Here is a 15646-nt window from a genome sequence, read left to right on the forward strand (position 1 = left end):
GGAGTTCAACAATGAATCGAGAATATTACGGTAAACTGATATTTGAGTTATCGCGTCACGGCAGAAAAGGATATAAAATGCCCGATAACGGATGCATGCCTTCGATTGACAGGATTCCTGCTGCATTGATGCGTGACAAGGCTCTCGAGCTGCCCGAGGTCGATGAACCCACAGTTGTGCGTCACTACAATAACATGAGCACAAACAATTTCGGTGTCGACACAGGTTTCTATCCGCTCGGCTCCTGCACAATGAAGTATAATCCTAAAATAAATGAGGAGATTGCCGCCGACAGGCGCATGGCACGACTTCATCCTCTCCAGCCCGATTACACAGTGCAGGGTGCGTTGAAATTATATTATACGCTGCAAAGCCTGTTGTCAGAGATAGGCGGCATGAAGGAGTTCACGCTTAATCCCTATGCCGGAGCTCACGGCGAGCTTACAGGATTGATGGTGATCCGAGCCTATCATGAGAGCCGCGGTGATGCAAAGCGCGTAAAGGTAATAGTGCCTGACTCGGCTCATGGAACCAACCCTGCAAGTGCTGCTGTGGCAGGACTTAAGGTTGTTGAGGTCAAAAGCCGTCCCGACGGAACGGTGGATGTCGATGACCTCAGGCCGTTGCTTGACGAAACTGTGGCCGCCGTCATGATGACCAATCCCAACACACTTGGAATCTTTGAACGTAACATCCCCGAGATTGCCCGTCTTGTACATGATGCAGGAGCATTGCTCTATTATGACGGAGCCAATCTTAATCCTCTTGTGGGAGTGGCCCGTCCCGGAGATATGGGATTTGATGTGATGCACATTAATCTGCACAAAACATTTTCCACACCTCATGGCGGAGGCGGTCCCGGTGCCGGACCCGTAGGCGTGCGTGCCGGACTTGAGCAGTTTCTGCCAAATCCACGCGTCGTGAAGCGTGATGACGGTACTTTTGCCGTGGAACACACCGACACGGCGTTAGGTCAGGTTACCGGCACTCTCGGCAACTTTGCAGTGTCGGCTCGTGCGTTGAGTTACATACTTTCGCTCGGACATCAAGGCGCTGCAATGGTAGGCCGACTGGCAACATTGAATGCCAATTATATCAAGGAGTCGTTGCGCGACCTCTATCTGTTGCCTATCGACGGAGTGTGCAAGCATGAATTCGTTTTCGACGGACTTGCCGATAAATCAACCGGCGTGACTACGCTCAACGTGGCAAAGCGTCTGCTCGATCACGGCTATCATGCTCCCACGATATATTTCCCGCTTCTTTTCCATGAATCGCTAATGATAGAGCCTACTGAAACCGAGAGCAAGGAAACACTTGACGATTTCATAGCCGTGATGCGTGACATTGCCCGTGAAGCGGCTGAAACTCCCGAGGTAGTCAAGGGTGCGCCTCACAATACTCCGATAACGCATCCCGATGACACCCAGGCTGCATTGCATCCGGTTGTAACCTACACTCAACTCATCAATTCATGAACAGCTGCGACATAATCATAATAGGCAGCGGCCCCGGTGGTTATGAACTTGCTGCAAATGCCGTCAAGCATAATCTGTCGACTGTAATAATCGAGCGTGACCAACTTGGCGGAACCTGCCTTAATAGAGGCTGCATACCCACCAAGGCCCTGTGTCGCTCGGCCGAGGTCGCCGACCTGGTGCGTAATGCGTCGTCGTTTGGAGTGGAAGTCAATGAGTTTTCGCTCTCTTATTCCAAGGCAGTCAACCGCAAGGACGAAATTGTAGAGCAACTGCGACAAGGCGTGAGTATGCTGCTCAATGGCGCTACAGTGGTAAAAGGCGAGGCCAAGTTTACGGGCGAAAATGTAGTCGAAGTGAACGGCGAGAGTTACACTGCGCCGCGCATCGTCATAGCAACAGGCTCCAAGCCCGCGATGCTTCCGATACCCGGAGCCGAACTGGCGATGACAAGCGATGATGTATTGTCGCTTGAGCAGCTGCCTGAGAGCATCTGTGTGATTGGCGGCGGTGTTATCGGCGTGGAACTTGCCTCGATACTCTCCTCGTTTGGCGTTAAGGTCACGATAGTTGAGTATTGCAGTGAAATCCTGCCTAATTTTGACAAGGAGATTGCCAAACGCCTGCGCACGGCACTGTCACGGCGTGGAATAAAGGTTGTCGTTTCGGCATCAGTGACCGCGATACGCGAAGGCATGGAAGTCGATTACGAAAGCAAAGGAAAGACGGTGACGCTCAATGTCGATGCCGTGTTGATGGCCGTAGGCCGCCGACCGATAATACCTGAAGGGGTAGTTGAACTTGGTGTCAAGACCGGACGCCGCGGCATAGAGGTCAACGAGCGTTATGAAACATCGATTCCGGGCATATATGCCATAGGCGATGTCAACGGAGAGTGCATGCTTGCTCATGCAGCAACTGCACAAGGCGAACGCATTCTCGGTTCGGAGGTCGATGTGACGGTGGTGCCTGCGGCTGTATTCACCGTTCCCGAATGTTCAATGGTAGGACTTACCGAAGAGCAGTGTCGGGAACAGGGCATTGATTACATTGCAAGCAAGGCTATGTTCCGAGCCAATGGCAAGGCGCTTGCCATGGGTGAAGTCGACGGGCTTGTCAAGCTTATTGTCGACAAGGAGTCGCGTAAGATTTTAGGATGTCATATATGCGGCCCTCATGCCGCCGACATCGTGCAAGAGATTGCTTTGGCCATAAGCTCGCAACTGACAGTAGATGCTGTAGCCAATACAATACACGCACATCCCACTCTTGGAGAGGTGGTGCGAGCTGCAGCATCGACCATATAGGCGCAGATATAATCATATAGGCGCAGATATAATTAAGAACCGGCTCTAAAATAGAATGGACAGGATTACGGATGATTCCGTTCCTGTCCATTTTTTATAGAAACGATTGGTGTCGTTATCTTTTTGAATTCAGAAGCTCGGGGGTGGGACATTCATAATTTGAAATGCCGAGCTTAATCCCCTTGAGCTGGTCAAGAGTGTGTACGGGCGGTGTAACATTGTCGGGAATAGGCATTCCTGAAAATTGCTGGAAATAGAGCAGGCAGCCCTCTCTCCACCAGTTGGCGTCACGTGCCTGGGTCATGAGCCGCTCATTTACATCGTTCCACAGTTCAGGATCAATGTAGGGCTTTGCTGCGGTCCATTGGCGTTGCATGGTTTCAACGCTTTCCACACCTGATTGATAGCGGTTGCATAGCTCCTGCCACAATGTAGCACCTGACTTCATCTTGAAATCCCAGGGAACATGGTGAAACCACAGAATGAACTCTTCAGGACATGTGTTGATGTCGTCAAGCTTCTTTGCCAATTGGGCGGGGTATTGAGCTACAGCGTTACTACCCGAAGAACTGCGGTTAAATCCCAGGCCTGCAGAGTCGGCACGATGATAGTAGGGTGGCATCCAGTCGGGACGACCGCCTTTTATGTCACACCACGGTTCGGGACCGTAGTGATGGCCGAATGCAAACAGATGATGAAGGCCGAGAGGCATCATGTAATCGACAACAGCTTCGCGGCTGTCGAGCATCATCTTTTTGAGTCCGTCGGTCACCTCCTTTGGAGTGTTTTCGGGATAGTTCAGCGTCATCGGCATCCACTCGTCGATTATCTCCTCACTGCTGAGCTGCGGATTCCAGGCAAGTCGACCGAAGGCATACCAGTTGGCCTGTGCCATGGGGTGGCCTGTCCAGTTGGTGTCATTGCCCACATTGGCCACTCCTGCAATCGCCTTCAATGACGAAGGTGACACGTAGTCGAAAAATTCGGTCCACATCGGAGCGAGATAAGCTATGTGGTTGGAGTGTCCGAGATACTCTTGAGTGACTTGAAACTCCACCATCTGGTCGGTTTGGGGCATTGCACCGAACAATGGACTGTAGGGCTCTCTCGGCTGAAAGTCGATGGGGCCGTTCTTAATCTGAACAATCACATTGTCGTCAAACTTGCCGTCGAGCGGTTGAAACTCGATGTAGGCTTGCTTTGCACGGTCGGCATCGGCCGGAGAATATACGAAAGCTCTCCACATCACTATGCCTCCGTGGGGTTTCAATGCGCGGGCCATCATGTTGGCTCCTTCGGCATGAGTGCGATCGAAGTCGCATGGACCCGGCTGACCTTCGGAGTTGGCCTTGACAAGGAAACCTCCGAAGTCGGGAATCAACTTGTATATTTCATCGGCTTTGGCTTTCCACCATGCTGCAACCTCGGGCTCCAGAGGGTCGGCGGTCTTCAAGCCGCCAAGCTGCATGGGTGCGGCAAAATTGGCCGACAGATATACTTTTATACCATAGGGACGGAACACATCGGCAATCTTGGCAACCTTGGCAAGGTACTCGGCGCTCAATATCTTGGATGATGCATTGACATTGTTAAGAACAACACCGTTTATGCCCACCGAGGCGTTGGCTCTTGCATACTCACGATAGCGAGGTGACACTACATCGGGCAATTCGTCCCAGTTCCATATACTGTGACCCGAATATCCGCGTTCGATTGTCCCGTCAAGATTGTCCCAATGGTTGAGCACTCTCACATTGTAGGCCGGGGTTTCCTCTCTAAGAGCAATCGCCTTGCCGGCCGCATTGTCGCGAAGCAAGGCATAGCTGCCGTAGAGCAGGCCAAGGTCGTTGTTGGCCGACAGGACAAGTCCTTTCTTGTCGCGGTACACCCGGAATCCTTCATTGCCGAGATGCTTGTCGCGTTTTATTTCAAGGCGCAAAGGTTCGCCATGCCAAGATTTATTCAGCTCCTCGGCCGCAATGGCTACCGTGGGGCTTTTGGATTTTGGCACGGTTATCACGGCCTGATTGTCGTTGTCAGCCCCTGAAAGCCACAAGCATGAGCCGTCATAGGCCCATGCTGCGCTTCCTGTAAGTATCGCCGTAACGGCGAGGATTAAGGATTTCAGTTTATTCATCCCCCGAACCTCCGCCGTCGATGGTTTTGATGCGACCCTCGTCGTCATATTCGAGCTCGGCAACCTTAAGGCTGCGTAACCAGGTCTTTCCACCCGAAGGCACACAGTCGTGGTGGAATATGTACCAACGACCCTTGTGCTCAACAATAGCGTGATGTGTGGTCCAGCCTACAACCGGAGTCATGATGCATCCCTGATAAACGAACGGGCCGTAAGGATTGTCGCCCACTGCATAGCACAAGCGATGGGTGTCGCCGGTTGAATAGGAGAAGTAGTACTTGCCGTTGTACTTATGCATCCATGAGGCTTCAAAGAAGCGACGAGAGTTGTCGCCGGCCTTCAGAGGCTCACCTGTTTCGGGATCGAGAATCACGATAGGACGCGGTTCTTCGGCAAATTGCAGCATGTCGTCAGACAATTTAACGACGCGTGAGGGAATTGCCGGCATTTCGTCGGGTTCGAGATGCGGTTCTTCAAGAGCCTTGTTGTCGCGATAACGCTGGAGCTGACCACCCCAAAGTCCGCCGAAATACATGTAGTAGTCATCGCCTTCGCGGAATATTGCCGGATCGATAGAGTAGCTTCCGCGGATGGGGTCGGGCATGGGTGTGAACGGGCCTTCGGGACGATCGGAAACGGCTACACCGATGTGGAATACATCGTTCTTGTCCTTCAAGGGGAAGTACATGTAGTAACGTCCGTCCTTTTCAGCTACATCGCAGTCCCATAGCTGGCGTCCTGCCCAGGGTATATCGTCGACATCAAGCACCTTGCCGTGGTCAACGACTTTGCCTTCTATTATGTCATCGGTTGAGAAAACGTGATAGTCGCGCATCTCAAAGTGGTCGCCGTTGTCATTCTCTCCGGCACCGCTGTCCCAGTCATGTGAAGGATAGATGTAAACTCGTCCGTTGAAAATGTGTACTGCCGGGTCGGCCATGTAGTCCTCGGGGACCAGATATCTCATTTTAGTCATGATGTTTTAAAATTTTTTATGTTGGTTGATTATTCAGCTGATTCTGCAGGTGCCTCCTCGACATTCTCGACTTCGGGCTCGAGTGAAGCGGCGAGGAACGGTTTTACCTGATAGTTGCGGTCGAAGAGAAGAGGATAGTCGACACGGCCGGGGATGGGCCAATCGTTCTTCCAAGAGTCGCCGTCGGCTACACCCCATGCGTTTACGCGTGAAATGACATCGGAGTGCTTGAGAAGAAGACGCATTACATCCTCCATGCGGTCATTCCACTGGGCTGCTACATCAGCGGGAAGTCCGTCGGCATAGGGATTGATGTTGGCCTTTGCTGCTATTGTGTCGCCTACGTTGGCCGACTGGGTGAGGGTGGGGAGTGCGCTCATGTCCCATTCGGTTATCATGACATTGCAACCTGTTCCGGCAAATGCCATGAGCGATTCCTCAAACTCGTTGAGGTCGGGATAGTCAAGACCCATGTGAGCCTGCATTCCGATACCGTCTACGCGAAGTCCGCGATTCTTCATCTCGTTTACGACACGTACAACTGTGTTGCGACGGCCTTCAACGTTCATGCCGTAGTCATTGTAGTAAAGTTCGGCATCGGGGTCGGCCTCATGTGCATACTGGAATGCAAGAGGAATGAACTCTTCGCCAAGTATTTCATAGAACGGAGTCTTGCGGAATGAGCCGTCCTCGACGATTGCCTCGTTGACAACATCCCAACCCTTTACGCGGCCTTTGTAACGGCCAACTACAGTGTGGATGTGATCGCGCATGCGCTGCTTGAGGGTGGCCGAGTCTACGAGTTCGCCCTTGTCATTTACGCAGAACCAAGGAGCGAGCTGCGAGTGCCATATAAGGCAGTGACCCACGATGAACATATTATTGTCTTCGCCAAACTTAACGAACTGGTCGGCTGCTTCCCAATTGTAACGGCCCTCTTCGGGATGAATTTCGGCCGACTTCATTACATTTTCAGGAACAATGGCGTTGAAGTGTTTTGCAGCTGTGGCGGCTCCCAGTGAATCGAGTCCGCTCGCCTGATTTTCGTTGATGGCAACTCCCATGAGGAACTTGTCCTGGAACATTTCCTTCAATGTGGGTTCGGGGGCTGCTTTTTCAGTGCATGAGCTGAATGCTGCTGATGCTACCACGGCCATTGATGCAAGGCCAAAGATTACTTTGCTCTTCATTGTTGTCTTTTTGTGTTTTTGATGATTGGTTATTGATTATTATGTTTCATTTCGATTTCCTTGTTGATCTGGTCGATGCGCTCGTCGTCAAGGTCATACTTTGAAATAATGAACATGGCGAGCAACAACAGAATGGCCGGGATAACGGCAACCAGCCACAGAATACCCTGCTGTGCGAAGAGAGTCTGCTGAGCTGCATCTTTGTTGAAGTCGACAAATGCCAAAACGAGTCCGGGAACAACGCCTCCAAGAGCCATACCGGCCTTGTAGAAGATACCTGTAAGGGCGTTTACAATACCCGATATGCGGCGACCGTGAGTGTATTCGCCGTAGGATATTACTTCGGGAACCAAAGCCCACATGTAACCTGTGGCTACGATGACACCGGTTGACTTTACAAACTGTGCAATATACACGAGCATCATGTGCTCCTTAAGCGAGTCGACCATTGATATTACATAGAGCATGGCCATGCCGATGATAGCTGTAATAAGGAAGATGTAGAACATTCCCTTCTTGCCGACCTTGCGCTTGATGGCAGGTATCATGGGCATGAAAATGAATGCAGGGATAGAGCCGAGTCCCATGAATATTGAGAGTTCGCCGGCTGTACCGCTGAGATTGTAGTTGATGTAGTAGGCTCCTGCCGAGTTGCCGATTGCCATCATGGCAAATGCCGTGATGAAGAAGAAGGCGAGGATTCGGAGAGGTTTGTTGCGTACAAATTCCAGCCAAAGGTCGGACACCTTAACATTTTCGGTTTCGCTCTTGTCCATTACCACGCGTTCGCGGCACTGGGTGAAGCAGAATATGAGCAGGGCAAGACCAACGAGTCCGTAGATGGTCATAGTGATGAACCATGCAGAGTCGCTTGAAGAGAGGTCGGAAGTTTCCGACGGGTCAAAGAGCTTTACAACGATAGGAAGACCCATACCCACTGCAAGACCGCCGACATTGGCCATGAACATACGCACCGATGTCAATATCGTGATTTCATTGGTGTCGCGGGTGAGTGATGCGTTCAATGCTCCGTAGGGCACGTTGACAAGGGTATAGCACATTGAAAGGCCCACATAAGTTATATAGGCATAAAGCAATGAACCTGAGAATCCGTTCCAGAAGCAGAGGATTGCGAATCCGGTCAACGGCACACCGCCGAGTATCAGATAAGCGCGGTATTTACCGAGCTTGGGATCGTGCTTGTCGACAAATGTGCCCACCAAGGGGTCCCAGATTACATCCACGATTCTTACAATCAGGAACATTATAGCTGCCACACCGGGATCGAGTCCGTAAACATTGGTGTAGAAGAACAGCAAATACATGCTGATAGTTTGGTAGATAAGGTTCTGGGCCAAGTCGCCAGAGCCGAAACCGATACGCTGTGTCCAACTCAGCTTATAGAAGCCTTTGTCAGAAGCCTGCACTGCATCGGATTTGATTGACATTTCCATATCCATGGTTGTTTAGGTTAGTTTATTTTGTTATGTTAATATTGTTGATTACTGCATCGGCTACACGCTTGCCAAGTGTCTTCTTGTCAAGGGGGTGTATATCGTTCCATTCTCCGAGGTCGGAGTTCTTGATGAGGGTCGCACCAGGTACTTCATCGGCCACTTGTGCCTGCACCTTTCGCATCTCGGCCCATGCGTCACGGCCTCTTCGGTCGCTCGGATGGAGGAAGTCGGCGAGCTCGACAATGTAGAAGGGCATGTCGTCATCGTTGAATGCCTCGCGCCAGTCGGCTATCATGGTCTTAAGGAGCTGACAGTATTCATTGCAACGTTCTACATTGGATTCTCCCTGATACCACACTGCGCCTGCTACGGGAAGGTTGATGAGCGGGTTTATCATGCTGTTGTAAAGCACGGTAGGCTTGTAGCAGTAGAATTCCATTGCCGGGCCTGCAGGCATGGGCGTTCCCAAATGATAACGCCATTTGCCTTCAAGGCTAACCTCCTGGCCGCCTGCGATTATTTTGTAGGGCTTCTCAGCCACAAAGTGCGGATTGCCGTTCTGGCTTATGACACGTACGGTAACGTTGTTGACGCCCTCTTTAAGCAATCCTTCGGGGATGTTGTAAATGCGTGGAGGATATTGATAAGATGTGGTGCCTACAAATTTTCCGTTGACATACACCGAGTCGGCATCGACTATGCATCCAAGGCGTATTACGCCGGGCTTTCCGGCCATTGACGCCGGCAGGGTGATATTCTTTCTCAGCCAGTGAGAGCCGTTGACTGGATTGAGGCCGTCGTTGCTCCATTGGTCGTTGCCTTTCCATGCATTGTGGCGGTCGTCGCCGGTTACGGTTCCATCGGTCATTGTTCCCGTGATAAGGTCGGTGGTCACCCATGATGAGTCGTCGTAGTTGGGGTCATACCATTTTACCGGCTCTTGCAGTCCCGGGTCGTTGGCATACATTGTAGCATTCCAGCGAGCATAGTTTTCGCCTTCGAGTCGCTTGATGTGGTCGCGATAGCCGTCATCCTCATATATGCGCTTGATGTTGAGCGCACGAGGGAACTCGGCAAGATTCTTTTCGCTTATCCATGACTCGACAGGAGTTCCGCCCCAGCTTGAGTTTATGATGCCCACAGGCACTCCGGTTCTCTCATACAGATCCTTGGCAAAGAAATATGCGAGAGCCGAGAACGACATTACGTTTTCGGCATTGACAGGCTTCCACTGCGACGGATTTATGTCGTCAAGCGGCTTGTGAAACTCCACAACCTGAGGTATGATTATCTGGCGTATCGACGGATTGTCGTAGGATGCTATTTCATCGGCAAACATGTCGGTGACACGTCCTACCGGAAGTTCCATGTTGGATTGTCCCGAGCAGAGGAATACATCGCCCGACAACACGTCGTTGACCACTTCATCGTTGATGGTTATAGTATAGGGGCCTCCCGCCTTCAATGCAGGATATTCAATTGACCATTTTCCGTCGCTGTCGGCTGTAGTGTCGACTCCTTTGCGGGGACCTGTCGATTTATTCTTGCTATTGGTTACTTTTACGTTTATAGGTTCTCCGGGATCGGCTGTTCCCCATAACTTTACGGGCTGCTCCCGCTGGACAATCATGCCCGACGATATCATTCCCGGCAATTTTACCTTGGCATCGACTGAAAAGCTCAGCGCAGTCAATGTCGCTAATGCGATTGATAGGTATTTCTGCGATTGGTTCATTATCTATTTGTATTGATATAGTTTTATGTGCAATATCTGAAAATCATCGACTCCAATGCGTACGTGGCGTCCCTGATGGGTTTCGTCGCCATTGTATCGTCGAACGTATTTCATTGTTCCGTCGTAATTTATGGCAACTTCATCGACCGATGCAAGGCCGATGCGCTTGGTGCCGCTCCATGTAGCGGGCGATTTGCGGTCGCTGCCGGCGTTTAGAAATCCGTCCTCGCCGAGATTCTGTTTTATGGTCGTTTCATCGTCGTTTTCAAACTTTACGACAACTCCGGTTCCGGCCAACACGTATTCATCGGGGGCAAGACGGATAAGCACCGCTCCCGTTGCAGGCCATTCGCTGCCGTCGGTGGCTCGCGGATCCCATGGGAGGGTGAAGTAGTGGTTGGCCGTTATTTTCATTCCGTCGCGATGAATTATACGCTCAGTTGAGTCGTTGTCGAAGTATAGTCCGTTCATGTTGCCGGTTCCTTGATGCGCTGTGAGTAGGGGCATCAGTTCACGCAGTTTGGCGTATCCTTTAACCGATGGAGCATCGGGAGAGTCGCTGCCGTTTTCGATTGAGAACGGACTGAATCCCAATGCGTCATGCTCGCCGATTACATAGAATGCCTGAGCCGCATTGCCGTCGGCGCGTCTTATTTCGGGAATGAACAGCGTATTGTCGACTGTGCGGTACTGTGCCGTCCAGTCGATGAACCCTTTGTCGTAAAGATCGGGAGCAAGCAGGTCGATTGATGGAGCTGCTGCATGCCAGATGTCCTTGAGATGGGCCAGAGGGCCTGCCGACGGATATTCCCCGGGTTTGCGGCCGCGGCTGTTCATTGCGGCGTTTACATATAGGGGCCTGTCGATGGACTTACGAGCTGTTTCGGCCATGCGTTGAACGTAACGTGCATAGTTCCATGCCATGAAATATTCGTCGCTGTATATGTCGTCGCCGAATACTTCGCGCCAGCTTCCCGAAGCCTTTTCGCCATTCTGTTTCCAGCGTTCAAGCAGTGACGGATGCAGGGTGGAGCGATTTTTGCGGAGGTGTGACATCAGTTGGTCGGGCACGCCTTTTTCATACTCCTTCTGAGCTGCTTTTGAGTAGTCGCGTGCATCCTCAAGCATTCCGATTTCGTTCTCGATTTGAATCATCAGCACAGTGCCGTCGTTGTCGTAGTCGTTAACGTGCTTAAGCCACGACTCAAATGCCTTGCTGTCGGCTTTGAATACGTTTTCGGAGAATGCGCTTGCTATTTCAAGCGGTTTGCCGAGTGATGTATAGGCTCTCGGATATTTTTTATAATCGGCCTTGAACCATGTCGGGGCATAGCAACTCATGGAGTTTTTCCATGCTCCGAACCAGAGGAATATGACTTTCAAATCGTTTTTCCGTGCCTCATCGATCGTCTTGTCGATTAGCGAATAGTCAAATCGTCCTTCTTCGGGTTCGATTAGGTCCCAATACACAGGGACAAGCACGGTGTTGAGATTCATGCGTCGGAGCTTCGGAAATATTCGCTCGATGTCGGCCGGCGATGATGCCGAACTGTTGCCGAGCTCTCCTCCGAGGACAATGAACGGATTCCCGTTTACGGTCAATTGTGTCGCCGTGCCTTTGCTGTGCAGCTTAACATCGGCTGCATTCACCCGGCATAACGAAATCAGAAATACTGACAGAATTATGGCTAATCGATTCATTGCAGAAAGTGATTGATATATTCAATTACAAATTTAATCTTAATGAATCGATTTTAACACTTAATAGTGTATCAAAAGAGGCTTAAATGTGTAACATGGTACTGCAGGTTGTAACAAAATTCTTTGACCGCGTAACATTTATGTTGTACAACATATTCTCAAAAACGCTTATAATGCGTATAATAAGCGAGGTTTGCTCTCGATGAGCCGGAATCCGTCGTAGGTGAACGATGACAGCAAATCTATGTCGGTAATGCGGTTCTTAAGTATGTATCGGCTCATGGCACCGCGACACATTTTGGCATATATTACTATCGTGCGGAGCTTACCGTTTTTGTCGACTTTGAACTCCGGAGATACCACCGTCAGTTCACTGCTCACTTTTTTCCAGTCGAATAGTGATTTCATCTCTTCGCTTGCGAGATTAACGAGAATGCCGTCGTCGGCCTTAACTTTATCGATCAGATATTCGGTCAATATGGGTTGCCAGTAGTCGGTCATGGTTACGCCTCCGTTGTCGGGCAACTCTACATTGCCCTCAAGGCGATATGGGTTTATGTTGTCGAGCGGACGCAAGAGTCCGTAGAGGAAAGAGCAAATATTAAGGTGGTCGTTGGCATATAGCAGTTCCCCCTCGGTAAATGATGCGAGGTCGAGTTTCTTGAACACCATGCCGTCATATATCAGTCCGGCGGGTCGGCGTGTTGATTCTACGATGAAATTCTGATAGCGCAGATGATTCTCCACGGCAATCGCCCGATTCACTTTAAGCATCTGCTGCAGCTCGTCGACACTGTACTGCGACAATTGTGCTGCGTTGTGAAGCGCTTCGCGTTCAAATGTAGGCTTTGTGGCAAATTTCAGTGCAGGGACACCTTTGGTATCCATCAGTTTTGCACAAGCTATGAGTATCTGCATGGTGTTGGTTTTAATTAAAAACACACCCCAAGAGGCGCATGTTCATGCTCTTGGGGTGTAATGGTGTTGTGTATGTATCGGAATACGATTATTTTGAGAGGGCGGCAATGCTCTCTTCAAGATTCTTGATCTTGGTTTCGGCATCGGCCTGTTTGCGGCGCTCGGCTTCCACTACGGCGGCGGGAGCGTTGTTGACAAATCGCTCGTTGCCGAGTTTCTTCATCACTGAAGCGAGGAATCCCTGATAGTAGGTGAGCTCCTTGTTAAGTTTTTCAAGCTCGGCGGCTACATCGATGTTGGCCGACAGCGGAACGTTGAATTCCATAGTTCCTACCATGAAGGTTGCTGCAGCTGCATCCTTTTCGGCATTTGAGTTTATCTCCGAAAGGTTGGCAAGCTTCATTATCACGGGAGTTTCAGCACTCTTCCAGTCGCCTATTACATTCAGCACGAGTGTTTCGCGCGGCGAGATGTTTTTTGCGGCACGCACTCCGCGCACTCCTATTACCACCTCCTTGGCATGCTCCATGGCCTCTACGGCGGCTTTGTCGTACTCCTTTACATCGGGAAGCAGGGCATACATGATCGATTGGCCTGGTGTGCGCTCCTGAAGGTGCTGCCAAAGCTCCTCGGTGATGAAGGGCATGAACGGGTGAAGCAGTCGCAGCAGTACATCGAAGTAGTGCAGCGTAGCATTATAGGTGGTGCGGTCGATGGGCTGTCCATAGGCGGGTTTCACCATTTCAAGGTACCATGACGAGAATTCGTCCCAGAAGAGTCGGTATATCGCCATTAGGGCTTCCGATATGCGGAACTTGTCGAAGAGATCCTTGACTTCGAGCATTGTCGCGTTGAGCTTGGCCTCAAACCAGCGAGTGGCTATGCTTGAACTTTCGGGTTGCTCCATGTCGGCCACTTCCCATCCCTTGACAAGGCGGAAGGCGTTCCATATCTTGTTGCAGAAGTTACGGCCCTGTTCACATAGTTTGTCATCATACAGCACATCGTTTCCGGCGGGAGCGGCGAGCATCAATCCCATGCGTACACCGTCGGCACCGTAGGCGGCTATGAGGTCGAAGGGATCGGGCGAGTTGCCGAATTGCTTCGACATCTTGCGGCCTATCTTGTCGCGCACGATACCTGTGAAATAGACATTCTTGAACGGCATCTCGCCCACGAATTCATATCCGGCGATAATCATTCGAGCCACCCAGAAGAATATGATGTCGGGGGCTGTGACGAGTGTAGTTGTGGGATAGTAGTACTTAATCTCCTCGTTGCCGGGCTCCAGAATGCCGTTGAACAGCGATATGGGCCATAGCCATGATGAGAACCATGTGTCGAGACAATCTTCATCCTGATGCAGGTCGTCGAGCGTGAGTGCAGCGTTGCCTGTTACGCTCATAGCCTCTTCGAGAGCCTTTTCGGGGTTTTCGGCTACTACGAATGTTCCGTCCGACAGATAGTATGCCGGTATTTGGTGACCCCACCAGAGCTGGCGTGATATGCACCAGTCCTTGATTTCGGCCATCCATGTATTATATGTGTTCTTGAACTTCTCGGGAACGAATTTGATTACATCCTCCATCACGGCGCGGTGGGCGGGCTTCGATATTTCGTCCATCTTCAGGAACCACTGGTCCGAGAGTCGGGGTTCGGTGGCGGTGTCGGGGTTGCGCTCCGAATATCCCACCTTGTTTTCGTAATCTTCAATCTTTTCAATCAGGCCGGCGGCTTCAAGGTCTTTGGCGATTTGCTTGCGCACCTCGAAACGGTCCATGCCCACATACATTCCGGCAGCTTCGCTTATCGTTCCGTTGTCGTTGAATATGTCGATGGTTTCAAGATTGTGTTTTGCACCGAGCATGTTGTCGTTCATGTCGTGGGCGGGAGTTACCTTGAGGCAGCCTGTACCGAATTCAATGTCGACATAGTCGTCCTCGATTACCGGTATCTCACGATTTACGAGGGGAACAATCACGCGCTTTCCGCGCAGATGTGCATTTTTCGGGTCGTTGGGGTTGATGCACATAGCGGTGTCGCCCATTATTGTTTCAGGACGAGTGGTGGCTACCACGGCATAACCGTCCTCACCTACGATGTGATAACGCAGGTAGTAGAGCTTGCTGTGCTCCTCCTTATATATTACCTCTATGTCGCTGAGTGCGGTGCATGCTTTGGGGTCCCAGTTCACCATTCGCTTTCCGCGATAGATGAGTCCCTTGCGATAGAGTTCGCAGAAAACCTTGATGACGCTCTTGGAGCGGATGTCGTCCATGGTGAAAGCCGTGCGGCTCCAGTCGCATGACGCACCTATCTTCTTGAGCTGTTCAAGTATTGTGCCTCCGTATTTTTCCTTCCAGTCCCATGCATGGGCGAGGAACTGCTCGCGGGTGAGGTCGCTTTTCTTTATGCCGTCCTTGGCGAGCTTTGCCACCACTTTGGCTTCGGTTGCAATTGCGGCATGGTCGGTGCCGGGAACCCACAGGGCGTTTTTGCCTTCAGTTCTTGCACGGCGTATGAGGATGTCTTGAATCGTGTTGTTAAGCATGTGGCCCATGTGAAGGATTCCGGTAACGTTGGGCGGTGGAATCACTATGGTATAGGGCTCTCTTTCATCGGGTACTGACTTGAACAGATCATGTTCCATCCAATAGCTGTACCATTTGTCCTCTACATCGGCAGGACTATAAGTCTTTGCTAACTCGTTCATCGGGAATATGCTTTTTTAAATTTTGTGCAAAATT

10 protein-coding genes are annotated in these 15646 nt (G+C 50.9%); 2 read left to right on the forward strand and 8 right to left on the reverse strand.

Annotated elements, in window-relative coordinates; translation table 11 throughout:
• The first annotated feature begins 11 nt into the window (after positions 1–11).
• Both gcvPB and lpdA read left to right on the forward strand, forming a co-directional pair.
• The gene (gcvPB, locus tag E5354_RS01075; protein ID WP_135946114.1) at positions 12–1478 is read left to right on the forward strand and encodes an aminomethyl-transferring glycine dehydrogenase subunit GcvPB; all 1467 of its coding nucleotides are present in this window, start codon (positions 12–14) and stop codon (positions 1476–1478) included.
• Entirely contained in the window at positions 1475–2785 is a 1311-nt protein-coding gene (gene lpdA / locus E5354_RS01080) for a dihydrolipoyl dehydrogenase (RefSeq protein WP_135946115.1), read from the forward strand. The genes gcvPB and lpdA overlap by 4 nt, the downstream gene beginning before the upstream one ends.
• A 115-nt stretch (positions 2786–2900) precedes the next feature.
• Here lpdA and E5354_RS01085 read toward each other — a convergent pair whose 3' ends face one another.
• From E5354_RS01085 to E5354_RS01120, 8 genes are all read right to left on the reverse strand, one after another.
• Entirely contained in the window at positions 2901–4922 is a 2022-nt protein-coding gene (locus E5354_RS01085; RefSeq protein WP_135946116.1) for an alpha-glucuronidase, read from the reverse strand.
• Entirely contained in the window at positions 4915–5898 is a 984-nt protein-coding gene (locus tag E5354_RS01090; RefSeq protein WP_370455922.1) for a glycoside hydrolase family 43 protein, read from the reverse strand. The genes E5354_RS01085 and E5354_RS01090 overlap by 8 nt, the downstream gene beginning before the upstream one ends.
• A gap of 29 nt (positions 5899–5927) precedes the next feature.
• Entirely contained in the window at positions 5928–7088 is a 1161-nt protein-coding gene (locus E5354_RS01095; protein WP_135946118.1) for an endo-1,4-beta-xylanase, read from the reverse strand.
• Positions 7089–7117: 29 nt separating this feature from the next.
• A complete protein-coding gene (locus E5354_RS01100) occupies positions 7118–8542 on the reverse strand; it encodes an MFS transporter (protein ID WP_135946119.1) in 1425 nt (474 codons plus the stop codon).
• A gap of 22 nt (positions 8543–8564) precedes the next feature.
• Positions 8565–10280, reverse strand: coding sequence for a sialate O-acetylesterase (locus tag E5354_RS01105; protein WP_135946120.1), 1716 nt, complete (start codon positions 10278–10280; stop codon positions 8565–8567).
• Between the two features lie 3 nt (positions 10281–10283).
• Entirely contained in the window at positions 10284–11981 is a 1698-nt protein-coding gene (locus tag E5354_RS01110; RefSeq protein WP_135946121.1) for a DUF5597 domain-containing protein, read from the reverse strand.
• 168 nt (positions 11982–12149) lie between these two features.
• Positions 12150–12899, reverse strand: a complete 750-nt coding sequence (locus E5354_RS01115; protein ID WP_135946122.1) for a YaaA family protein — start codon at positions 12897–12899, stop codon at positions 12150–12152.
• 88 nt (positions 12900–12987) lie between these two features.
• A complete protein-coding gene (locus E5354_RS01120; RefSeq protein WP_135946123.1) occupies positions 12988–15612 on the reverse strand; it encodes a valine--tRNA ligase in 2625 nt (874 codons plus the stop codon).
• Positions 15613–15646 lie beyond the last annotated feature (34 nt).

The sequence above is a fragment of the Muribaculum sp. NM65_B17 genome (assembly GCF_004793735.1).
Lineage (GTDB): Bacteria > Bacteroidota > Bacteroidia > Bacteroidales > Muribaculaceae > Muribaculum > Muribaculum gordoncarteri.

Bases quoted from the DNA above. Each gene is read 5' to 3' on its own strand.
- gcvPB (WP_135946114.1), top strand. From the start codon at position 12: ATGAATCGAGAATATTACGGTAAACTGATATTTGAGTTATCGCGTCAC.
- lpdA (WP_135946115.1), top strand. From the start codon at position 1,475: ATGAACAGCTGCGACATAATCATAATAGGCAGCGGCCCCGGTGGTTAT.
- E5354_RS01085 (WP_135946116.1), bottom strand. From the start codon at position 4,922: ATGAATAAACTGAAATCCTTAATCCTCGCCGTTACGGCGATACTTACA.
- E5354_RS01090 (WP_370455922.1), bottom strand. From the start codon at position 5,898: ATGACTAAAATGAGATATCTGGTCCCCGAGGACTACATGGCCGACCCG.
- E5354_RS01095 (WP_135946118.1), bottom strand. From the start codon at position 7,088: ATGAAGAGCAAAGTAATCTTTGGCCTTGCATCAATGGCCGTGGTAGCA.
- E5354_RS01100 (WP_135946119.1), bottom strand. From the start codon at position 8,542: ATGGAAATGTCAATCAAATCCGATGCAGTGCAGGCTTCTGACAAAGGC.
- E5354_RS01105 (WP_135946120.1), bottom strand. From the start codon at position 10,280: ATGAACCAATCGCAGAAATACCTATCAATCGCATTAGCGACATTGACT.
- E5354_RS01110 (WP_135946121.1), bottom strand. From the start codon at position 11,981: ATGAATCGATTAGCCATAATTCTGTCAGTATTTCTGATTTCGTTATGC.
- E5354_RS01115 (WP_135946122.1), bottom strand. From the start codon at position 12,899: ATGCAGATACTCATAGCTTGTGCAAAACTGATGGATACCAAAGGTGTC.
- E5354_RS01120 (WP_135946123.1), bottom strand. From the start codon at position 15,612: ATGAACGAGTTAGCAAAGACTTATAGTCCTGCCGATGTAGAGGACAAA.